The organism is Kiloniellales bacterium (assembly GCA_030064845.1).
Lineage (GTDB): Bacteria > Pseudomonadota > Alphaproteobacteria > Kiloniellales > JAKSDN01 > JASJEC01.
The window spans coordinates 26,645-46,934 of record JASJEC010000028.1 but is presented as its reverse complement, the minus strand read 5'-3'; the positions used below and the strand labels follow the sequence as shown (position 1 = coordinate 46,934).

Below are 20,290 nucleotides of genomic sequence, written 5' to 3'. Positions count from 1 at the left end.
TCCTGATAGTGGGTACTAATCGCGATCCTGGGCGTCGACCACGGCGACCGCCGTCATGTTGACGATACCCCGGGCGGTCACTGTGGAGTTCAGCACGTGGGCTGGAGCGCTGGTGCCGATCAGGATCGGGCCGACCGGCAGGCCGTCGCCCAGCACCTTGACCAGGTTGAACGCGATGTTCGCCGCGTCGAGGCTCGGCAGGATCAGCAGGTTGGCCGCGCCCTCGAGGTGGGAATTGGGGAAGAGGCGCGCACGGATCTCCTCGTCCAGCGCGGCGTCGGCGCGCATCTCGCCCTCGACCTCGATGTCGGGATGGCGCTCGTGCAGGATCGCCATGGCCTTGCGGACCTTGGCGGCGCAGGCCGCCCGGGAAGAGCCGAAGCTGGAGTGGGACAAGAGCGCGATGCGCGGGTCGAGGCCGAAGCGCCGTACGTTGCGCTCGGCCAGGACGGTCATGGCCGCCAGGTCCTCCGCCGTCGGATCGACCGTTATATGGGTGTCGGCGAAGAAGTAGGTGCCCTGGGACAACACCAGGGCGCTCAGCGCGGAGATGTCCTCCACGCCCTCGGCGCAGCCGATCAGGTTGAGGACCTGAATCAGGTGGTCCCGGTAACCGCCTTCCATGCCGCAGATCATGGCGTCGGCATAGCCGAGCTTGACGGCCAGCGCCCCGATCGCCGTGGTGTTGCTGCGCACGACCGTGCGGGCGACGTCGGGCGTGACGCCCTTGCGCTCCATGATCTCGTGATAGGCGGTCCAGAACTCGCGGTAGCGCGGGTCGTCGGCCGGATCGATCAGCTCGAAGTGCTCGCCCTGGGCGATCCTCAGGCCGAGCCGTTCGATCCGCTGGGCCACCACGCCGGGACGCCCGACCAGGATCGGCTTGGCCAGCCCCTCGTCGATGGCGACCTGGACGGCGCGCAGCACGCGCTCGTCCTCGCCCTCGGCATAGATCACCCGACGCGGATCGCGCTTGGCGCGCTCGAACAAGGGCTTCATCAGCATGCCCGAGCGGAACACGAAGCGGCCGAGCCGGTCGGCATAGGCCGCGAAGTCCTCGATCGGCCGGGTCGCCACGCCGCTGTCCATCGCCGCCTTGGCGACCGCCGGCGCGATCTCCAGGATAAGGCGCGGATCGAAGGGGCTGGGAATCAGGTAGTCCGGGCCGAAGCGCGGCGACTCGCCGCCCAGGGCCTTGGCCACCACCTCGGAGGCCTCGGCCGTGGCCAGATCGGCGAGCGCCTTGACGCAGGCCAGCTTCATCTCCTCGTTGATCGTGGTCGCCCCGGCGTCGAGCGCGCCGCGGAAGATGTAGGGGAAGCAGAGCACGTTGTTGACCTGGTTCGGATAGTCCGAGCGGCCGGAACAGATGATCGCGTCGGGGCGGGCCGCGCGGGCCTCCTCCGGCATGATCTCGGGCACCGGGTTGGCGAGCGCCATGATCAGCGGCTTGTCCGCCATGCGCTTGACCATCTCGGGCTTGAGCACGCCAGGCGCCGAGAGGCCGAGGAAGACGTCGGCGCCGTCGATCACGTCGTCCAGGGTGCGCGCCTCGGTCTTGCGGGCGAACTTGGCTTTCCACTTGTCCATCTGCTCGGTGCGGTCCTCGTAGACCACGCCGGCGATGTCGCTGACCCAGATGTTCTCCTTCCTGATGCCGAGGGAGACGAGCTGGTTGAGGCAGGCCAGCGCCGCGGCGCCGGCGCCCGAGGCGACCAGCTTCGCCTCGCCCAATTCCTTGCCAACCAGCCGCAGACCGTTGTAGATCGCCGCCGCCACGATGATCGCCGTGCCGTGCTGATCGTCGTGGAAAACCGGGATCTTCATGCGCTCCCTCAGGCGGGACTCGACCTCGAAGCACTCCGGCGCCTTGATGTCCTCCAGGTTGATCCCGCCGAAGGTCGGCTCCAGGGCCGCCACGACCTCGACCAGGCGGTCGACCTCGGTCTCGGCGACCTCGATGTCGAAGACGTCGACTCCGGCGAACTTCTTGAACAGGACCGCCTTGCCTTCCATGACCGGCTTGGAGGCGAGCGGGCCGATCGCGCCCAGGCCGAGCACCGCCGTGCCGTTGGACACCACGGCGACGAGGTTGCCGCGCGCCGTCAGGCTCCAGGCCTCGGCCGGGTCCTCGGCGATCTCCTCGCAGGCGGCGGCGACGCCGGGCGAGTAGGCCAGCGCCAGATCCCGCTGCGTGGCCATTGGCTTGGTCGCCGTGATCTGCAGCTTTCCGGGCTTCGGGTCGCGGTGGTACCGGAGAGCGGCGTCGCGAAGGCTCTGTTCGTCCATGGTGTTTTCTTCCTCCCCCGGGTCACCATAGCGGGCGAGAGTCCGGGCGCAAGACCGAGAAACTCCCGAGGGAATGCGCCCCTGCCGGCGCCCTCGCCTTTCGACAGGCGGGGGCGAGAGTGCTATGTCTCGGACGGCATGATCACGAGCGATCGAGAGACGGCGGTACCGGCGCGGTCGCGCCCGTCGCCCGCGACAGAGTGGCGCGTCTCGAACGCGCCGGTCGCCTATCCGGAGGCCGTCGACCTGATGGAAGAGCGGGTCGCCGCGATCCGCGCCGGCGCCGCGCCCGAGCTGGTCTGGCTGCTGGAGCATCCGCCGCTCTATACCGCGGGCACATCGGCGCGCGACGAGGAGCTGCTCCAACCGGATCGCTTCCCGGTCTACCGCAGCGGGCGCGGCGGGCAGTTCACCTATCACGGACCGGGCCAGCGGGTGGCCTACGTCATGCTTGATCTCAAGCGGCGCGGCGGCGACCTGCGCCGCTACGTCTGCGACCTGGAAGAATGGCTGATCGTGACCCTCGCCGGTTTCGGCGTGACCGGCGAGCGGCGCAAAGGCCGGGTCGGGATCTGGGTCGAACGGGGCGACGGGCGCGAGGACAAGATCGCGGCGATCGGCGTCAGGGTGCGACACTGGGTCGCTTATCACGGCGTCGCGCTCAACGTGAATCCGGACCTCGGCCACTTTCAGGGGATCGTGCCCTGCGGCATCGCGGAGCACGGCGTGACCTCCCTGGCCGATCTCGGGATGGCGGTCTCCCTAGCCGAGGTCGACGCCGCGTTGCGCACCGGATTCGAGCGGGTCTTTGGTTAAGAACGTCGAAAATAATACAATAATATCAGATGTTTGTAGTGTTTTCCGCATTTTATAACTGAACTAAACGTTTGTCGTCGGCCGGTCCATGGTCTACCCTTCTTATCGGGTACTGGGGCTAATTTGGGGTGACCGCCTTCTCCGGCCGTCGGGGCTGACGCCGAGGCGTCTTCGACCGACCGCGCGGAAGGATTCTGCGGTCAAATGGTGAAGACATGACATTCAGCTATTGGATACAGCGGCATGACTACTCCGCCGAGAATTTCGGGGATGTCACCGCCGACGAGGCGATCCGCGCCTACGCCGACTACGACTGGGGCAGCGAGCTCGCGGCCTACGACGAGGACAGCGACGACCGGGACTGCCCGCCGGGCATCGGATTCCACAACGGCTACGACGGGTCCAATCCCGAGGGCATGCTACTGCACATCTGTCCCCTGGATGCCACGACGGTCTTTCTCAACTTCCAGCGCAAGACAGCCAGGCGCCTGCTCGGGGTCTTTCCGGTCATGGTCGACGACGTGCACTACGCGGAGGCGGTCCAGGCCGTCCTGGTGCCGGACCTGATCCGCAGTCTCTTTGCGCTCGACCCCGAGCCGATCCTGCGCCGCTGCGACTAGAGCGGATCATGTTTGCTCGGAACCACCCATGGTTCCGAGCAAACATGTGAATCCGCTCTACATCCCAGAGTGAGAGCGAATCTCGTCTTGACGGAAACGCTTCGCGGTTCCGGAGAGACACCGAAGAAGCAGCCGCTCTGAACGGCGGCCGGTGCCCTGCGCTCAGAAGGACAGAGCCAGCGCTGCCGGTGCTGCGTCGAAGCTATCGCTATCGACCGGGCGAACCGCCGCCGTGAGCATGGCCTCGCGCGCTGCACGGTCCCGCAGCCGCAGCTTCAGCGCGACCATACTGGCATCGAGCGAGGCGTCGTTGCTGACCGCATCGCCGAAGCCCTCCGCCAGGCCGGTCGCCTGCCGTCGCCGGGCCGCCATCTTCGCATCGAGGCCGGCGCTCGAAGCCGCGGCGGCGAAGGCCGCGCCTTTGACCGCCGTCTCGCGCCCGGCAAGCGCGAAGGCGTCCTCGCCGCGCAGCGCGAGCTCGGCGTTGAAGAGCTCGAGCCCGCTGCTCAAGGAGCGACCGTCGAAGACGACGTAGCCGAACGCCCCTCCGGAGGGCGCCTCCTCGGGCGTCGGCACGGCCGCGCTCGCCGCGGCGGCGGTTGCGAACTCCGGCGCCCGCTCCTCGATCAGGCCGGCGAGCAGGTCCTCCTGCAGGTACTTGTCCTGGATGTGCTGATTGAGGGCCTCGAGGTACCGGTCCAGCGCCTCGCCGGTGAACACCAACGGCCCGGTCCGCCCGTCGTCTTTGCTCTCAGCCGACGCGGATCCACTCGCCACGCAGATGACGAGCCCGACACAGAGTGTTCTCAAAGTGGTCCGCCAATAAATCGATGACATGACAAATTCCTCTTATAGAAAAGTGCTTCATATATCCCACCAGAATAACACAGCTTGCCCGGGTCACCAAACTGGCTTGGAACCAGGCGGTGCAGCGCAACAATTTCGCTGTCCCGGTGAATCCGGGTAGCGAGTCTTGGCCGACCGCTTCCAGGATCGCGTGGTCAAAGGCGCAGGTATCGTGTCCGCAAGATCAAACCGGCGGCAGCAGGGTGACGAAGAACTTGATGACCAGGGCATTCAGGATGTCGATGAAGAAGGCGCCGACCAGCGGCACGACCAGGAAGGCCTTCGGCGAGGGGCCGAAGCGCATGGTCAGGGCGTCCATGTTGGCGATCGCCACGGGCGTGGCGCCGAGCCCGAGGCCGACGAAGCCGGAAGAGATCACGCAGGCGTCGTAGTCCCGGCCCATGACGCGGAACACCACGAAGACGACGACCAGGGTGATCAGCAGCATCTGCGCCATGAGCACCACGAGAATCGGTCCGACTTCCGTCGCCAGTGCCCAGAGCTGCATGCTCATCAGGCTCATGGCGAGGAAGATGCTGAGCGCCACCTCGCCGAACTTGTCGATGGTCCCCGGATGGATCTCGTAGCGGAAGACATCTGAGAGATTGGTGATCGCGATGCCGACGGCCATCGCGGTTAGGAAGCCCGGCAGCAGCACGCCCTGGTCGAAGAGGAAACGGTTGACCGAGTCCCCGAGCGCGACGCAGAGCGCCAGCGTGAGGATGGCCGTGAGGATGTTGAACAGCTCCCCCGCCCGCCCGTCGTCGGCGCTCTCCTCTTCCCCGAAGAGTGCTGCCCCGGCACTCGGGTCCGGTTCGATGCGGTGGCGCTCGATCAGCCAGCGGGCGACCGGCCCGCCGAGCAGGCCGCCGGCGATCAGGCCGAAGGTGGCGAAGGCGATGCCAATCACACTCGCCTGTTCGAGCCCGGCGGCTTCGGCCTCGGCGCCCCAGGCGATCGAGGTGCCGTGGCCGCCGGCGAAGGAGACGCTGCCGCCCATCAGGCCGTAGCCGGGATGGGCGTCGAAGACCATGGCCAGCAAGACGCCGGTCACGTTTTGGAACACCAGGAAGACGCCGGCCACGGCGATCAGGATCGCCAGCGCCTTGCCGCCGCTCGCCAGAGTGCGGAGCTTCGCGGTTAGGCCGATCGTGCTGAAGAAGACCAGCAGCAGGACGTCTCGGATCTGCATGTCGAAGGCGATCTCGAGGTCGGCCGCGGCGTAGATGACCGCGACGATTACGCTGCAGATCAGGCCGCCGGTGACCGCTGGCGGAATGTAGTAATCGCTCAGGAAGCGGATCTTGCGGTTCAGAAAGAAGCCGAGGTAGAGGACGAGAATGCTCAGCATCAGCACATGGATCGGCTGCATCTCGTATAGGGTGAGCGTTTCCATGAGTGCCTTCGACCCCCCGTCGGCGCAGCCAGGATAGATAGCCGGATTTTCGATGGCAACGTTCCGGGCGGCGGGGACCGGACGGACGGGCGGGTCCGTCCCTGGCGCGCGCCGCGGTTCTTAGAGTCCTCGAGCGCCCTCCTATGCTGGAATCTCGGCACAACGCCGGCTCTCTGTGCTACTTCGTGGGCTCTGCCGGGGGTGAAGCTGGGAGGGGACGGCGATGCGCATCGCGATCATGGGGGCTGGCGGTATCGGTGCCTACTACGGCGCCCGTCTGGCGCGCGCCGGGCTCGACGTCGCCTTCATAGCGCGCGGCGCGCAGCTCGCCGCCCTGCGGGACAAGGGGCTGGAGATCCGGGAGTTCGGCAGCGACGACTTCACCATCGACCCGGTCACGGCGACCGACGACCCCGGGACTGTCGGCTCGGTCGACGCGGTGCTCTTCTGCGTCAAGATGTACGACACGCTCGAGGCCGCAGCGCTCTGCAAGCCGCTCCTGGGCGACGACACCATCTTCGTCACCCTGCAGAACGGCGTCGAGAGCGTCGCCATGATCGACTCGGTGCTGGGCGAAGGACGGACCCTCGGCGGGGCGGCCTATATCTCCGCGACCATCGTCGATCCCGGCGTGGTCCGGCGCAACAACCAGCTGGCCAGGATCGAGTTCGGCGAGGCCGACGGGACGATCAGCGCGCGCGCGAAGCGCTTCGCGGCGACCCTGAACGACGCGGGCATCGAGGCGACCATCACCCCGGACGTCGAGGCCATGCTGTGGTCGAAGTTCGTTCTTCTGACTGCCAACAGCGGCATGAACGCGATCAGCGGCGTCGATACCGGCGTGGTGCGAGCCGACCCGGTCATGCGCGCGGTCTACCAGGACGCGATGGGCGAATGCGTGGCCGTGGGCCGAGCCTTGGGGGTCGCTCTGCCGGCGGACATCATCGAGCGCTGCATGAGCTGGCTCGACGGCACGGCACCGATCAGGGCCTCGCTGGCGGTCGACCTGGAGCGCGGCCGGCGTCTGGAGGTGGAGTGGCTGTCCGGCGCGGTGCACCGCCTCGGTGCGCAAGCGGGCGTGCCGACCCCGATCCACTCGACGATCTACGCCGCCCTGCGCCCCCATCGGGACGGCGCGGCGTGAAGACCCCTCTCGACGCCTGGCCTCAACCCGCCCGCAGGGCAGCCCTGCCGAACTTGCGCTGGTGAAGCGGCCGCCCCGGCTCTACGCTGATCCTCAAGGCCCCAAGCAATCAAACCGTCTGGGAGTCATGAGCAACGCCACCTCGGTCGGCGGCCGTTCCCGCGCGTCGCTGTCGAACATCCGGGGCATCGCCTGGATGGCCCTGACCGGTATTCTCTTCGTCGGCGTCACCGGCGTCGTCCGCCACCTGGGCAGCGACATGCCGGCGGTCCAGGCCGCCTTCATCCGCTACGTGATCGGGCTCTTCCTGCTCATCCCGATCTTCCTTAGGCTCCGCGCCGAGTGGCTGATCACCGGTCCGCTCAGCCGGCGCACCCTCGGCCTGCACGGCCTGCGCGGCCTGGTGCACGGCCTGGCGGTGATCCTCTGGTTCTACGCCATGGCGCGGATCCCGATCGCCCAGGTCACGGCGCTCGGCTTCACGGCGCCGATCTTCACCACCATCGGCGCCGCGCTCTTTCTCGGCGAGACGCTGCACATCCGGCGGATCGGCGCGGTGCTGATCGGCTTCGGCGGCGCCCTGGTGATTCTGCGGCCGGGCTTCATCGCGGTCGACATCGGCGCACTGGCCCAGCTGACCGCGGCGCCGCTCTTCGCGGTCTCGTTCCTGCTGACCAAGAAGCTGACGCGCACGGAATCGCCCGCCTCGATCGTCGCCTACCTCTCGATCTTCGTGACCCTGGTGCTGCTGCCCCCCGCCCTCCTGGTCTGGCGCACCCCGACCTGGGAAGAGCTCTTCTGGCTCTTCATGACCGCCGTGCTGGCGACCCTCGGCCACTACACCCTGACCCGGGCCTTCCGCGCCGCCGAGATCACCGTGACCCAGCCGGTCGCCTTCCTGCAGCTGGTCTGGGCGACCCTGCTCGGCTTCTACGCCTTCGGCGAGGCGCCTGATATCTGGACCTGGATCGGCGGCGGCATCATCGTCTCCAGCGCGACCTACATCGCCTACCGGGAAGCGGTCCGCAAAGGCAGGGCCGAGCCCAAGTTCGAGCAGGCATGAGGCAAGCCGAGAGCAGCTGTGCTGAGCTCAATCGATTATGATGACGGCGCGGCGGTTGTCCGGATGGCGCTCTTCATCGGGTACCAAGAGGTCGGATTCCCCTTTGCCGGAAGTGACAAACTTGATCGGGTCGAGCGATCTCTTTTCGAGGACGGCGTTGAAGGCAGCCTCGATCTCCTCTGCACGTCTCTCCGATAGTTTCAGGTTGTAGTCGTCCGGGCCGGGACTGTCGGCGTGCCCGATGATGGAGATCTTGTCGCTGCCGATGCTGATGGCATGAGTGACGGCATCTTCGATGGTGATCTTGGCTTCGTCATTAAGCTTGGAGCTGTCGAACGCAAACCGCACAACGAACTCCTTTGGAGGGACAATTTCCGGCTCTTTCTCACCAGGCTCGGGCTCTGGCGGTTCGGGTGCCGGCGGATCGGGCACCACGACGGTCTCAGGCTCGGGCTCAGGTGGTTCGGGTGCCGGCGGCTCGGGCACCACGACAGTCTCAGGCTCGGGCTCTGGCGGTTCGGGTGCCGGCGGGTCGGGCTTCGCGATGCTATCCGACTTGGGCTCGGAATCCACAATCCCGAATCGAATATTCTCAATATTGATAAGGTTCTCAAAGGCAGTGAAACTTGGATACGCCACGGTCAAGACCGCAGCGAAAGAAACTGTATTTCTGAGCTGTTTGTTCGGAATTCTCTTGAATAGAGCCTGAACGAACTCTGTTTGGAAGAATCGATAGAATAAAAAGATGAAGGCGGCGGCCAAAAGGAACTCAACAAGATTGCCCCAGGTGAAAAGCTCGCTGGCATTCTGAGGCACTTCCCCTGAATTCTGAACAAGGGCAACACCTTGACCGTCGACTCTTGGATCAGGGGAAGACAGTGCCAAAAAGAGGCGCGACAGAATGAATAGAAGGACCGACGCGAGAATACTGATGAAGGCCACAAAGATCAGGCGTCTGGAAACTTTGTAAAAGAACAGGCTAAATGATACTTTTGTCTTCCTGTCCGAAAGAGCCCAGAGTCTGATCGCCGGATAGAACGACAAACCTACAGCGAGCAAACCAAACAACAGAGAGACAGAACCCAACTGCTCGATGATCGTCGCCAAGTCGCTGGTGGTCATTTCGATGAGTTCTTTGAGCCACACTACTCAGCAGTGAGGCTCGTCAGCCATTACTGCTCTCCAGTCGGCTAAGTCAGAGACCGCCTAGGCCTATCATGTTCACAGCGCGCCTAGCAGGCTGTGGGTTTTCTCACATTCTCTGTAATCAATTAGGCCTGACGCGCCGCTGCTTCTTCTGTCTAAGCTGAGGCTCCTTCGAAGCCAAAGTTCGAGCAAGCGTGAACCTGGGTCAGACCTCGCCATAAAGCGCTCGAGGCGGCACCGGCGTGGTCCGTATGCCCCAGTTCGAGGGCGCAAGCTTGATTCAGGTCATTCCCCTTCCGGCGATCGCGGTCTAGTTGTCGCGAAGAACAACTGAACCCGCTTCCGTGTCGCACAAGGCCATCTCAGCGGTAGCTGCGTCTCGGAAGACAGACCGTGTCTTTGTCCTGATGTGCCGTCTTTATGGCTTCCACGCGACCGAGCCGACCCGGCTGGAGTGCAGTCTCGTCCGGGCGCAGAACGCACTCATGGCCCAGAGCATCAAGGATCGTGAGGGCTTGACCCACGGCCACGGCTGGGGCGTCGCGGAGCACCCCGACGGCCTGCCCTTCGTCGAGAAGCAGGCCTGGGCGGCCTATCATGGAGAGCATTTCAAGAAGACCGCCGCCCGGGTCTACTCCCGCATGGCCATCGCCCACGTGCGCCGGGCGACCGTCGGCCGGCCCGGCCTCGAGAACACGCACCCCTTCGTTCACGGCGTCTGGCTGCTCGCGCACAACGGAACCGTGCCCGATTTCGAGGCTGTGCGCGAAGCCCTGTTGCCGTCGTTGGACGAGCCCCATCGCAGCGAGATCCGCGGCACCACGGACAGCGAGCACATCTTCCGCTACCTGCTCACCCTCTGGCAGCGTCAGCCCGAACGTCCGCTGCTGGACCTGCTGCGCGACGGCCTGGAGCAGGTCGTTGCCTGGGCGACCGAGACCGACCGCCAGGCCAAGGTCTCGCTCAACATCCTCTGGACCGACGGCGCGCAGATGGTCGGATCACGTCTCAACCGGACGCTCTGGTACCTGGAGCGGGAGGGACTGGTGCACTGCGGGATATGCGGCAAGACCCACGTGCATCACGACCCCGAGCGGCCGTATCGGGCCGTCGAAGTCGCCTCGGAACCGATCACGCAGGAGGACTGGCGGCAGGTGCCCAACGCCACGGTCTTCGCCATCGACCCCGACATGCGGCTCCGGATCGAACAGATGGGCCCGCGCGGCGCGGCCGCGGCCGCGTCGTAAAGCGGGCCCCGCAAAGCTCTACAACGAGCGCATGAACCCGGCATCGTCCAAGTCCGATCGCGACCCCGCCTGCGGCCCTCCACCCCGGGCGGCACCCCGGCGCCGCGTCACGCTTCCCGTCATTGGCCATTACGAAACCTGTCTCGAGTGGGATGCCCGGGGCCGCCTCGAGGCTCTCGCCCGGAAGATCAAGCGCGTGGAACCCGAGCTCGCGAGCACGGCGCCCTTCGGTCACCGGGTCGGCGCCGGCCTCTCGCCCTACCCGAGCCTCGTCCTGGAGGATCACAGCGCGATCACGCTCTACGAAACCCAGGGCGACGAGTCCTACAGCTATCGGGCCTGCGCCCTTGCGGGCGCAGGCGATACCGTGGTCGTCGGCATCGACCCCTGCCCGGCCTTCGAAGACTACTGCCGCCACACGCTCGGCCTCGGCGAATTCGACGTCGTTACGCCGCCCCCGGACAACAGGGCCAGGTCGCTATCGCTTCGCTGCGCCCGGGATCCGGGGTTCGTCGGCCGCGTCGCCAGGAAGGCGCGGCGTTTCGGGGGGCTCAATGTCGTTCCCTACATGGGCACGGGCGGCGCCTGGCAACTGGCCGGCCGCATCGCCCGCGCCGCCGGGCTTCCCGTCACTGTGGCGGCGGCGCCACCCCGTCTGACTCGGCGGGTCAACGACAAGCTGTGGTTCTCCCGCTGCGTCAGCGAGGCGCTCGGGTCTCGTGCGCAGCCGCGGACCTTCGCCGCCTACGGTCTGGCCGCCGTGCTCAAGGAGGTCTCGCTGCTCGCGCGGCACGACCTCGCCGTCGTGGTGAAACTTCCGTCCAGCGCCAGCTCCACCGGCAACGTTATCCTCGATACCACAAGACTCGCCCGGCTTTCCCTCGCCGATCAGAAGCGGCAGCTCGACGCCGCCTTGCGCATGACCGGGTGGCGCGGGGACTATCCGCTCCTGGTCTCCTCCTGGGACTCTCCCACGCTGGCGAGTCCCTCGGTTCAACTCTGGATCCCGCACGCCGAGGACGGCGAGGCCGTGGTCGAGGGCATCTTCGACCAGAGTCTCACGCCCACGCGCTTCGAGTTCTGCGGCGCGGCGCCGACGCGCCTGGGGCCGGGTCTGCAGCAGCGCATGGCGACGGAGGCGGCGGCACTGGGTTTCCTGTTTCAGAGACTGGGCTACTTCGGCCGGTGCAGCCTCGACCTGGTCCTCGTTGGAGAGACCGCGGAAACGGCGCAGCTCCACTGGCTGGAGTGCAACGGGCGCTGGGGCGGCACCTCGATCCCCATGACCCTCGCCAACCGGCTAATCGGCGATTGGACGCGGGTCCCGCTGGCAATCATCGAGCGCAGTGAGGACCGCGCCCCGAAGTGGCCTTTCGACGCCTTCTGCCGGGACATGGAGGCCCACCTTTTCCGGCCCAACGGACCGCCCGCCGGGGCGGTCGTCCTGTCGCCGAGCCGGATCGAAGCCGGCGCCGGCTATGAGTTCCTGGTGCTCGGCAAGGATCCGGAAGACTTGCAAAGTCGGACCCGAGCGATCGCGGAGATCTTCGCGGCACGGGCCAGCGCGGGGCCGTAGCTGGAACCTCGTCTCTCCCGCCACCGCGGCCCGGCCGATGCCGTGCGCCGGCTAGCGCATGCCGGGAGCGATCGTTACCGCGAGATCCTGAGTGCCGATAGGTCGTCGGCGATCTCCTCGAACGCTTCGTTCAAGGCGTCGCCGTCGGGCGCGAAGTGGTAGTAGGGCGCCTTTGGCTTGGAGGCGACCTGCTTCAGGAGCGTCTGCAGCGGGCTGTCGTTGAAGTAGAACTGGATCACGTAGATCTTGATGCCGCTGGCCTTGACGCTCTCGGCAACCGCCAGCAGGCGGTCGTCCATGCCGTTGGCGCCGGCGCCGGAGCCGCCACCGAAGGACCTGTTGTAGCCGTCCCTGGTGCCGCCGTACTGCTCACCGTCGGTCAGCAGCACGATGGCGCGCTGGTGGTTGCCCGTTGGGAAGGGGTCGGCGTCGGCGAAGGGCTCGCCCGGCGAGACGACGCGCCAGGCCCAGGCCAGACCCTGGGCGATGTTGGTCACGCCGTCCGGGTTGGTCAGGGCGTTGACCGCGTCCTCGATGTCGATCCGGCTGTCGGTCAGCCGGGTGATGCCGTGGTCGAGACAATCGCTATAGAGGCAGGCTCCGCTGCAACCGCCGTCGTCCTCGTCGAGATCGGGATCGAGGGGACCCGAGATCGCCTGCCACGCCGGCCAGGGGGTGCCGTCGCTCGTGGTCAGCGGGCCGAGCAGGTGGTCGGCGATGCCGTCGGGGTTGTCGAGGTCGTTGGTGTAGCGGGCGTAGACGCAGCCGTTCCAGGAGTTCCTCGGGCGGTTGAAGAAGGGAACCGGCGTGTTGTTCACCTGGTAGATCCGGTTCTGGGTGTTGCCGTTCATGGGGTTCGTGAAGCTCGGCATCGACACGTTGACGGTCTGGTTCCTTCGGTAGGTGGTGCCGTCCTCCCAGACGTTGACCGCGCCGTTCCAGGGCACGAGGCCGATGGTCAGGAGGTCCGAGGACTCCTTGTTGCCATAGAGCACGTCGATCAGGGTAAGGGCCGCGGTCCGGGCGGCGGCGATGCGCGTGCTGCCCGAGCCGTCGGAGTTGCTCATCGAGCCCGACATGTCCATGGACAGCACCACGTCCATGCTGACGGTCTCGCGGGTGACCTGGGTGCCCGTGCCGATCTGCACGTCATCCTGGCCGAAAAGGCGCATGAAGGTGGTGCCCATGGTGGCGGACGCGCCGACGTCGATCGTGCCGGCGACGTCGTCGACCTGGGCCTCTGTCAGGGTCACGGTGGCGCCCATGTAGCCCGGCGGAAAGTTGGCGTCGAAGTACTTGCGGATCTCGTCGTCGATCTTGTCATCGTCCTTGACGTGCGCGGCGGCCAGCATGGCAGCGTCCAGCGCGTCGCCCATGCGCGCCTTGACCAGGTAGCCGCGCCCGGTGTCGATGGTAAGGCCGATGATGGCGACGATCGGGATGGTCATGAAGGCCAAGAGAGGCAGCGAGGCGCCGCGTTCGCAGGCGGTGAAGCGGCGGCAAGCGGACCTCAAGCCGCTCCAATCAAGCCCTGGTGACCAGCGCATTATGACACTCCGCTACCCAAGTAATTCGGTGCCCAAAAGTATCGAGCACCCAATAGTTGTAGCGTAATTGTCTGAAGAAATAGGAAATATACGCTAGTATCTTCTGACTATATCATTGCAGATTGTAAGATAAATTTTTTATTACTAGAGTAGATTTTCTGACAATTGCCTTCTTTTGGGCCAAGTACTTTGCGGGTCCTCGGCCCTATCACCGCATGCGGGCGCCACCGAGGATCGCCAGGATGGTTTCCTCGCCCAGCGCCCGGCAGGCCTCGAGGCGGTGCAGGCCCGATACCAGGATGTAGCGCTTGCCGTCGTGGCGCACGGAGATCGGCGTCTCCAGCCCCTTCTCGAGGATGCTCTCTGCCAGCGCGTCGACCTTCTGCGGGTCGACGTCGCGCCGGCGCTTGGCTGGGATATAGATCTCCTCGATCCTGATGCGGATGTCTTCCATGGCGGTCGGCATTGTAGAGTGCCCGCGACGGGGAGCAAACAGGACGGGGAGCAAACAGGAGGGCGATCATGACCCCAGCCGCCGATCCGGAGATCAGGCCCGCCCGGCGTGACGACCTGCCGGCGGTCGTCGCCCTCCTGGCCGACGACGCGCTGGGCGCCAGCCGGGAGGACACCTCGGAGCCCGTGGCGCTCTGCTACCGAGAGGCCTTTGCAGCCATGGAGCGGGACCCCAATAACATGCTCTATATCGCTGTTTCGAATGACGAAATCATCGGCTGCTTCCAGCTGACACTGATCCCGGGCCTGAGCCGCCGGGGCGCGCTCCGGGCCCAGATCGAGAGCGTGCGGATCGCGGCCAGCCGGCGCGGCCAGGGCCTCGGCCGGGTGCTTTTCGAGTGGGCGATCGAGGAGGCCCGGCGGCGCGGCTGCATCCTGGTGCAGCTCACGACCGACAAGACCCGGGGCGAGGCCCAGCGCTTCTACGAATCCCTCGGCTTCGTCGCCAGCCACGAGGGCATGAAGCTGCAGCTCTAGAGTCTGTGGCCACCTTCAGATCGGCAGAAGGAAGCGGCGGACGAAACGGGACAGGCCGGTGCCAAAGCTGTCCTGCCGGTCGACGTCCATGATCAGCGCGGAACGAGTCTGCGGCTCGACGTAGGCCTCGCTGAAGTAGATGTCGAGCATCCCCAGCTCGGAATCGATGTGGAAGCGCGCCGGCTGCTGCCAGGCGACGAGCCGGCTCGGCGGCATGCTGAAGGCTTCGCTCTCGCTCGCGCCGACGTAGGGCGCCCCCTCGGTCATCAGGATCAGCGTTCCAGGTCCCGTCGCCGTGGGAAAGATGAACCGCCCGAAGATCTGCGAGGTCACCCGCGCGCTGATCAGTGCGGATAGGCGCACGCCATCCGACATGCCGACGAAGTTGCGGTACTCGAAAACAACGGTTTCCTGCTCGGCGAGCCGCCACTCGACGAATTCTGCACCCCGCGTGGCGGTGAACTGCACCGGTCCCCGCCCTTCAGTCCGGGTGAAGGCGTTCATCGTGTAGCAGCGGTTCCGCAGTCTCGGAAAGGGCGCCGCGTTGGCCTGAGGCAGGGCGAACTTGGGCGCCTTGCCGTGGGGCTGGAAACGCCTCGCGATGTAGAAGGTGTCGCCTGGCTCGATCTCCAGGCTGAGCTTGGCGCCACGGCGCGCGATCGTGCCGGTCGGCATCTCGGCCCGGCCTTCGGGATCACCCAGCGTGACGAAAGTCCCGGCCTCCCGTGCGCAGGCGACGCGGGCGAAGACGTAGAACAGCGTTCTGACGCACAGCACGCAGAACAGGAGCAAGGTCAGCCGGTCGAAGGCCCGCGAGACGAAGAAGCCGCCTTGAACCGAGGTCAGGGTGGCCTCCCGCGCCGCCTCGAGGATCTTGAGGCTTTCCCGCTCGAAATCGTCCAGCGCCTTCAGGGCCTCCTTCTGGGGACCTTCCAGTGTGGGCTCAATGTCGTCGGCCTCGCGCACCAGGTTCCTGCGGGTCTCGCGGTGCTTTCGGTCATAGGCTTTCTCGACCGAGTCCTGCGCGGCCTTGGCCGCCGGCTGCGTAACGAACGACCAGAAACCGCCATGCTTCGGCGGCTTCAGCCCCAGCCCCGGGGTGAAGACCCGGTCGTAGCTCTCCCCGACGAAGTAGGAGAACTGCTCCGGGTCGCCCTTTTTCAACCTGACGCGATACGCGTCGATCTGGGCGCGCCACTCGGCGATCTTTTCCCCGAAGTGCGCCCTGACCGCGGCCAGCGTGTCGGCCTCCAGATCGCGATTTGCGATCTCTCTCCATTCTAGCCTCGCGCAGTCGATCTCGGCGGCCGTCTCATCTGTGGCCGCCCGGCTCGCCTTGACCTCCGCGCACATCAGCCGCTGGCCGTAGGCCGTCCGCCGTGTCTCGCGGTCGATCATGTAGCTCGCCGTGAAATAGGGTACCGCGAGCAGGAGGATGGGCGACCACTTCCAAAGGGTCCGGCCGGCGATGCGGATGAACTCCTCGAGGCCAAGCTGGCGCACGACGTAGAGATTCTCGGAGAGGATCAGCCAGACGGTGCGCACCAATAACAGCAGCACCACGAAGGACAGATGCAAGCTGAAGAAGGGCAGCACCTGGGACCACAGCACCCCGCCCGTGGTCGGCGAGATTGCGGCCACGAAGGGATAGGTCAGGATCAGCAGGGCGCCGTGCGCCGGTGACCAGACCTTGCCGCGAAAGACCAGCCAGGCGAAGGAGACCGGCAAGGCGAGGCCCAGAGCGAGATTGACCGCCTGGGCCTGCCCGAGCCCGAACTGCTTGTTCACCAGTCCCAGACCCAATCCATAGATGGCCGCCATGCCGAAACCCAGGGCGGCCCAGTCGCGCCGCCGCAGGCTAATCAAAAGGGCCGGAAGAAAGAGCAGGCTGAAGACGGTCCATCCGACGGCGCCCGGTCTCGGCTCTTCTTCCGCGCCGGAACTCTCGATCGCGACGGCCGGGGCTTCACCGGCTTCGCTCGAGGCCGCCGTGTCGCTCGGCCGCTCGGAGGGCTGAAAGACCTGCGCCGCCGCGGCGCGAAAGGTGTCGCGATAGGCACGGTACTTGCCCTCGCCGAACTCGATCGTATGGAGGGCGAAGAGGTCGCCGGCGGCGAAGAACAGAAAAACGACGAAGAGGATGGGAAGCTGAACACCGAAGGACGGCGTCGGTGGCGATCCACGCTGCGCAAGTCGGCTCGCCTCGGTCGTCTCGCTCACGTCGTTCGCCCTCGCGCCTACCCTGTGTCGAGCCAAGCGCAAGGGGGGCGCGAGGCCCCCCTTGATTTCGGCTTCGGTCGGAAATCGAGTCTACTTCATCCCGGCGTTGAACCCTAGATCGGTCATGTTCAGAGGGAAGCAGGTCCTGCTTCCATCCAAACATGTGAATCCGCTCTGCATCACAGGGTTAGAGCAGATTTACCGGGTTTGATGAATCGTCTACTGCGACTCAGTCAAACCCGGAGCTGCTCTAGCAGGTTGCTGAAGAACTCCTCAGTCCTTGATCACGGTCATCCTTCGACAAGCTCAGGATGAGGGTAAGTAATTGAAATATTTCGCCCTCACCCTGAGCTTGTCGAAGGGTGATGGTGCCGACGAGGCACTTTCTCAGCGGCCTGCTAGAGCGCCAGGAAAGCCTGGTAGGTGAAGCCGATGGCGAGCGAGCCGCCGAGCGCCAGGGCCAGGTACCAGAGGAAGACCGGGCGCTTGACCAGGGCGTAGACCGCCATGGAGGCCGGCAGGCTGGTGACCCCGCCGGCGACCATGAAGGCGAGCGCCGCGCCGGGCGCCATGCCCATGGCCATGAGCTCGCCGATCAGCGGGATGGCGGCGTAGCCGTTGAGGTAGGCCGGCACGCCGACCGCGACCGCCAGCGGAATGGTCTGCCAGCCTTCGCCGCCCAGGCTGGAGGCCACGAGGTCGGCCGGGATCCAGGCGACCATCAGGCTCTCCAGGGCGAAGGCGAGCAGCAGCCACTTGGCGAGGAAGAGCGCCACGCTCCGCCCCTCGGCGGCGAACAGCCGGCGCCGGCCCGCCTCGTGCCAGAAGGCCCAGCGCAGCCCTTCCGGCTCGGCCGGCGAGCCGCAGCCGCCGCAGCAGCTCACCCCGTCCTTGAGCGGCGCGGCGAAGAAGCCGAGGCGCTGGAGCGAAAGCGTGGCAAAGCCGGCCAGAAGCCCCATGGCGATGGCCGCGGCCGTCTTGGCGATCGTGAAGGGCAGATCGATGGCGACCGCCATGAGGACGAACATCTCCGGGTCCATGATCGGCGAGGCCATCCAGAAGGCCATCACGGCCGGCAGCGGCATGCCGGCGGTCAGCAGCGCCGCCACCAGCGGCACCACGCCGCAGGAGCAGAAGGGCGAGAGCGCGCCGAACACCGAGGCGACCAGCACGGCGCGGACCGGCGTCGCGGAGACCGAGCGGCCGATCAGCTTGTCCGCGCCCGCCGCCTTGAGCCAGGCCGCGAGCAGCACCGAGACCGCCAGGAACGGCAGAATCCAGAGAAAGGCGTCGAGCGTGAAGACGAAGGTCTCGGCGGCCTGGGCCGGCAGAAAGACCGCGAGCAGAGCAAGCAGCAGAACCAGGGCGGCCCCGACCCGGTCGACGTCCCTGATCGCCGACCCCAAACCCTGGACCGCGGCGGTGATGGTTGTCATGGTACGTCTCCAAAAGCTCTATATTTCTAGAAAGATAGAATTATAGACCATGAGAAATGCCGCCTCGGGCGGCATCGCTCTCGGTCAGCAGCTCAGCAGCAGCCTTTCTTTTCCTTCGCGGCCCCGTTCCCGGCCCGGGCGACCTGCCCGACATGGCTCATGGACTCGCCGTCGGCCTCGGCCTGGCGCAGCGCCGCGGCCGAGCGGGCGTCGCCGTAGTCGGTGGTCAGGCCGTGGGTCTTGAAGGTCTCCCAGTCGACGCCCTGGGGATCGGTCACCCAGGACTTGTCGGAGACGGCGAAGCAGCACTGGGTCTTCTCCAGCTCGAGGATGTCCTCGCCGGCCTGCTTCAAGCGCGCGGTCACCTCCTCGAGCTCGGCGGCCTCGTCGACCTGGATGCCCATGTGGTCGACCCCTTGCGTCCCGCACTTCTCGTCGAGCACGAAGTTCACGCGGGGATCGTCGAGCATCCACTTGGCGTAGCCCGGGCGGCGCACCGTCGGCTCGGCGCCGAACAGCGTCTGGTAGAACTTGATCGAGGCCTCCAGGTCCTTGACCCCGAGGCTGACGTGCAGACGCTTCATCGCTCTCTCCTTCCCTCTCAGCCGGCCTTCCGCCGGGCCTGCCGTGGTTGAGGCTCCTCCTCGGCGCCGGGGGCTGCTGTAAGCACGCAGCATTCCGACGTCAGAAAGCCGATCAGGTCGTCCATCAGGTCGAAGTTCGGCAGGCAGCGCAGCACCCGCCCTTCCCGCTCCTGCACCACCCAGCCGACGTTGATCAGGTGCGACAGGTGGTGGGACAGGGTCGAGGCCGGGATGCCCAGGTGCTCCTGGATCTCGCCGACCGGAAGCCCGTTGGCGCCGGCCCGCACCAAGAGGCGGAAGACCTCCAGGCGGGTCGGGTTGCCCAGCTTCTCCAGGCTGCGCGCGGCGTGGTTCAGTTCCATGACCTCGATATAGGCCAAGCCGGAAAGCGAGTCAACCATATTTCTAGAATTACCGAAATAAAGTACTCACATGATTTCCGGCAAAGCCCTGAAGGCCTGGTCTGCCGCCCCCCTTTTGTCATTGCCGGGCTTGACCCGGCAATCCAGGGCTAACCGATAACCCTGGATGCTCGGCTCAAGCCCGAGCATGAAAAAGGGGGGTCTGGCGGCGGCTCCTGGATTGCCGGATCAAGTCCGGCAACGACATAGGGAAAGCGAACCTACCGCGTCGGCAGGGTGCGAAAGCCGGGGGCGACCTCTTCGTCGTGCTCGAAGCGGGCGACCTCGGTGACCCGGGCCGCGGGCGGACCGCCCTCGCAGGCGCGGGCCATGGCCTCGACCTTGTCCGGCGCCCCGGCGAAGACGGCCTCCACCGTGCCGTCGAGGCGGTTGCGCACCCAGCCGTCCAGGCCGAGCATCTCGGCGGTCTCGGCGGTCCACGCGCGGTACCAGACGCCCTGGACCCGGCCGGCGATGACCACGCGCAGCTGGGTCCTCATGCCCGGCCCCGCCGCGCCCCGCCCGACCGCCGCGCGGCGCCTTCTGTCCCTTCGCTCCGCCGGTAGAGCGCGGCCAGGGCCGCCTCGACAGCCCGCCGCGCGTGCTTCTCCCACTGGCCGCGCCGGGTCCAGTGGTCCTCCAGGACGAAGGTCGGCCCGCTGGGCGGCTCGTGCACCAGGGCGTTCCTGAGCTGGCGCAGCCATTTGCGCTCCTCGAAGGAGGGCCGCTCGGGGCCGCCCTTTGCGACCTTTCCCTGGGCGTCGACGATGACCGCGGCCAGGATCACGGTGGCTGCCCAGGCCCCGGCGCAGAACGCAGCCTGCAGGTCGACCATCAGCGCGCAGGCCTGCTCCGACAGCGCCCCCGCGCCGCCCTCGGCGTGGGCCGCCTCTTGCTCTTCGAACCAGAGCCGTCGCTCGTCCCAGGTGAGCTCGTCCGGGCGGTCGAGATGTTCCATGGACTTGTCTT

Annotated in this window: 19 protein-coding genes; 7 read left to right on the top strand and 12 right to left on the bottom strand. The window is 66.3% G+C overall.

Translation table 11 applies throughout. The features are described from left to right. Positions 1-15: 15 nt before the first annotated feature. Positions 16-2,289 carry an NADP-dependent malic enzyme gene (locus QNJ67_12275; protein ID MDJ0609744.1) on the bottom strand — a complete coding sequence of 758 codons (2,274 nt, stop codon included), beginning with the start codon at positions 2,287-2,289 and terminating at the stop codon, positions 16-18. 138 nt (positions 2,290-2,427) lie between these two features. Here QNJ67_12275 and lipB point away from each other — a divergent pair, with 138 nt between their 5' ends. Together lipB and QNJ67_12265 are read left to right on the top strand one after the other, a co-directional pair. Next, on the top strand, positions 2,428-3,105 hold the full coding sequence (lipB, locus tag QNJ67_12270; protein ID MDJ0609743.1) for a lipoyl(octanoyl) transferase LipB: 678 nt from the start codon (positions 2,428-2,430) through the stop codon (positions 3,103-3,105). Between the two features lie 215 nt (positions 3,106-3,320). Further along, positions 3,321-3,725, top strand: coding sequence for a hypothetical protein (locus QNJ67_12265; GenBank protein MDJ0609742.1), 405 nt, complete (start codon positions 3,321-3,323; stop codon positions 3,723-3,725). 162 nt (positions 3,726-3,887) lie between these two features. On the opposite strand, the gene QNJ67_12260 is transcribed toward QNJ67_12265, so the two are convergent. Both QNJ67_12260 and gltS read right to left on the bottom strand, forming a co-directional pair. After that, positions 3,888-4,448, bottom strand: coding sequence for a hypothetical protein (locus tag QNJ67_12260; protein MDJ0609741.1), 561 nt, complete (start codon positions 4,446-4,448; stop codon positions 3,888-3,890). Positions 4,449-4,755: 307 nt separating this feature from the next. Further along, positions 4,756-5,967: a sodium/glutamate symporter gene (gltS, locus tag QNJ67_12255; protein MDJ0609740.1), complete on the bottom strand. Its 1,212-nt coding sequence runs from the start codon at positions 5,965-5,967 to the stop codon at positions 4,756-4,758. A gap of 223 nt (positions 5,968-6,190) precedes the next feature. Between gltS and QNJ67_12250 the strand changes: the two genes are divergently transcribed. Further along, entirely contained in the window at positions 6,191-7,111 is a 921-nt protein-coding gene (locus QNJ67_12250; protein MDJ0609739.1) for a 2-dehydropantoate 2-reductase, read from the top strand. A 127-nt stretch (positions 7,112-7,238) separates the two neighbouring features. After that, positions 7,239-8,174, top strand: a complete 936-nt coding sequence (locus tag QNJ67_12245; GenBank protein ID MDJ0609738.1) for a DMT family transporter — start codon at positions 7,239-7,241, stop codon at positions 8,172-8,174. A gap of 27 nt (positions 8,175-8,201) precedes the next feature. On the opposite strand, the gene QNJ67_12240 is transcribed toward QNJ67_12245, so the two are convergent. Beyond that, on the bottom strand, positions 8,202-9,296 hold the full coding sequence (locus QNJ67_12240; GenBank protein MDJ0609737.1) for an OmpA family protein: 1,095 nt from the start codon (positions 9,294-9,296) through the stop codon (positions 8,202-8,204). A 431-nt stretch (positions 9,297-9,727) separates the two neighbouring features. Here QNJ67_12240 and QNJ67_12235 point away from each other — a divergent pair, with 431 nt between their 5' ends. Together QNJ67_12235 and QNJ67_12230 are read left to right on the top strand one after the other, a co-directional pair. Beyond that, positions 9,728-10,567: a class II glutamine amidotransferase gene (locus QNJ67_12235; protein MDJ0609736.1), complete on the top strand. Its 840-nt coding sequence runs from the start codon at positions 9,728-9,730 to the stop codon at positions 10,565-10,567. A gap of 196 nt (positions 10,568-10,763) precedes the next feature. Beyond that, positions 10,764-12,143 (top strand): hypothetical protein, encoded by a 1,380-nt coding sequence (locus tag QNJ67_12230; GenBank protein ID MDJ0609735.1) that lies wholly within the window; start codon positions 10,764-10,766, stop codon positions 12,141-12,143. A gap of 74 nt (positions 12,144-12,217) precedes the next feature. On the opposite strand, the gene QNJ67_12225 is transcribed toward QNJ67_12230, so the two are convergent. Together QNJ67_12225 and QNJ67_12220 are read right to left on the bottom strand one after the other, a co-directional pair. After that, positions 12,218-13,690 (bottom strand): VWA domain-containing protein, encoded by a 1,473-nt coding sequence (locus QNJ67_12225; protein ID MDJ0609734.1) that lies wholly within the window; start codon positions 13,688-13,690, stop codon positions 12,218-12,220. 208 nt (positions 13,691-13,898) lie between these two features. Then, positions 13,899-14,144: a ParB N-terminal domain-containing protein gene (locus tag QNJ67_12220; GenBank protein MDJ0609733.1), complete on the bottom strand. Its 246-nt coding sequence runs from the start codon at positions 14,142-14,144 to the stop codon at positions 13,899-13,901. Between the two features lie 68 nt (positions 14,145-14,212). On the opposite strand from QNJ67_12220, the gene QNJ67_12215 reads away from it, so the two are divergent. Beyond that, positions 14,213-14,680, top strand: a complete 468-nt coding sequence (locus QNJ67_12215) for a GNAT family N-acetyltransferase (GenBank protein MDJ0609732.1) — start codon at positions 14,213-14,215, stop codon at positions 14,678-14,680. Between the two features lie 15 nt (positions 14,681-14,695). On the opposite strand, the gene QNJ67_12210 is transcribed toward QNJ67_12215, so the two are convergent. The 6 genes from QNJ67_12210 to QNJ67_12185 form a co-directional block, all read right to left on the bottom strand. Then, the gene (locus QNJ67_12210; protein MDJ0609731.1) at positions 14,696-16,900 is read right to left on the bottom strand and encodes an AIM24 family protein; all 2,205 of its coding nucleotides are present in this window, start codon (positions 16,898-16,900) and stop codon (positions 14,696-14,698) included. Between the two features lie 398 nt (positions 16,901-17,298). After that, a complete protein-coding gene (locus QNJ67_12205; GenBank protein MDJ0609730.1) occupies positions 17,299-18,336 on the bottom strand; it encodes a permease in 1,038 nt (345 codons plus the stop codon). A 92-nt stretch (positions 18,337-18,428) separates the two neighbouring features. Then, positions 18,429-18,920 carry an ArsI/CadI family heavy metal resistance metalloenzyme gene (locus QNJ67_12200; GenBank protein MDJ0609729.1) on the bottom strand — a complete coding sequence of 164 codons (492 nt, stop codon included), beginning with the start codon at positions 18,918-18,920 and terminating at the stop codon, positions 18,429-18,431. Positions 18,921-18,937: 17 nt separating this feature from the next. Continuing rightward, the gene (locus QNJ67_12195) at positions 18,938-19,282 is read right to left on the bottom strand and encodes a metalloregulator ArsR/SmtB family transcription factor (GenBank protein MDJ0609728.1); all 345 of its coding nucleotides are present in this window, start codon (positions 19,280-19,282) and stop codon (positions 18,938-18,940) included. A gap of 260 nt (positions 19,283-19,542) precedes the next feature. Then, positions 19,543-19,821 carry an acylphosphatase gene (locus tag QNJ67_12190; GenBank protein MDJ0609727.1) on the bottom strand — a complete coding sequence of 93 codons (279 nt, stop codon included), beginning with the start codon at positions 19,819-19,821 and terminating at the stop codon, positions 19,543-19,545. Further along, positions 19,818-20,279 (bottom strand): hypothetical protein, encoded by a 462-nt coding sequence (locus QNJ67_12185; GenBank protein ID MDJ0609726.1) that lies wholly within the window; start codon positions 20,277-20,279, stop codon positions 19,818-19,820. Before QNJ67_12185 ends, QNJ67_12190 begins: the two co-directional genes overlap by 4 nt. Between the last annotated feature and the right edge of the window lie 11 nt (positions 20,280-20,290).

Excerpts from the sequence above, each read along its gene's own strand:
- QNJ67_12275 (MDJ0609744.1), bottom strand. The coding sequence starts at position 2,289 with ATGGACGAACAGAGCCTTCGCGACGCCGCTCTCCGGTACCACCGCGAC.
- lipB (MDJ0609743.1), top strand. The coding sequence starts at position 2,428 with ATGATCACGAGCGATCGAGAGACGGCGGTACCGGCGCGGTCGCGCCCG.
- QNJ67_12265 (MDJ0609742.1), top strand. The coding sequence starts at position 3,321 with ATGACATTCAGCTATTGGATACAGCGGCATGACTACTCCGCCGAGAAT.
- gltS (MDJ0609740.1), bottom strand. The coding sequence starts at position 5,967 with ATGGAAACGCTCACCCTATACGAGATGCAGCCGATCCATGTGCTGATG.
- QNJ67_12250 (MDJ0609739.1), top strand. The coding sequence starts at position 6,191 with ATGCGCATCGCGATCATGGGGGCTGGCGGTATCGGTGCCTACTACGGC.
- QNJ67_12245 (MDJ0609738.1), top strand. The coding sequence starts at position 7,239 with ATGAGCAACGCCACCTCGGTCGGCGGCCGTTCCCGCGCGTCGCTGTCG.
- QNJ67_12240 (MDJ0609737.1), bottom strand. The coding sequence starts at position 9,296 with ATGACCACCAGCGACTTGGCGACGATCATCGAGCAGTTGGGTTCTGTC.
- QNJ67_12235 (MDJ0609736.1), top strand. The coding sequence starts at position 9,728 with ATGTGCCGTCTTTATGGCTTCCACGCGACCGAGCCGACCCGGCTGGAG.
- QNJ67_12225 (MDJ0609734.1), bottom strand. The coding sequence starts at position 13,690 with ATGCGCTGGTCACCAGGGCTTGATTGGAGCGGCTTGAGGTCCGCTTGC.
- QNJ67_12220 (MDJ0609733.1), bottom strand. The coding sequence starts at position 14,144 with ATGGAAGACATCCGCATCAGGATCGAGGAGATCTATATCCCAGCCAAG.
- QNJ67_12215 (MDJ0609732.1), top strand. The coding sequence starts at position 14,213 with ATGACCCCAGCCGCCGATCCGGAGATCAGGCCCGCCCGGCGTGACGAC.
- QNJ67_12205 (MDJ0609730.1), bottom strand. The coding sequence starts at position 18,336 with ATGACAACCATCACCGCCGCGGTCCAGGGTTTGGGGTCGGCGATCAGG.
- QNJ67_12200 (MDJ0609729.1), bottom strand. The coding sequence starts at position 18,920 with ATGAAGCGTCTGCACGTCAGCCTCGGGGTCAAGGACCTGGAGGCCTCG.
- QNJ67_12195 (MDJ0609728.1), bottom strand. The coding sequence starts at position 19,282 with ATGGAACTGAACCACGCCGCGCGCAGCCTGGAGAAGCTGGGCAACCCG.
- QNJ67_12190 (MDJ0609727.1), bottom strand. The coding sequence starts at position 19,821 with ATGAGGACCCAGCTGCGCGTGGTCATCGCCGGCCGGGTCCAGGGCGTC.
- QNJ67_12185 (MDJ0609726.1), bottom strand. The coding sequence starts at position 20,279 with ATGGAACATCTCGACCGCCCGGACGAGCTCACCTGGGACGAGCGACGG.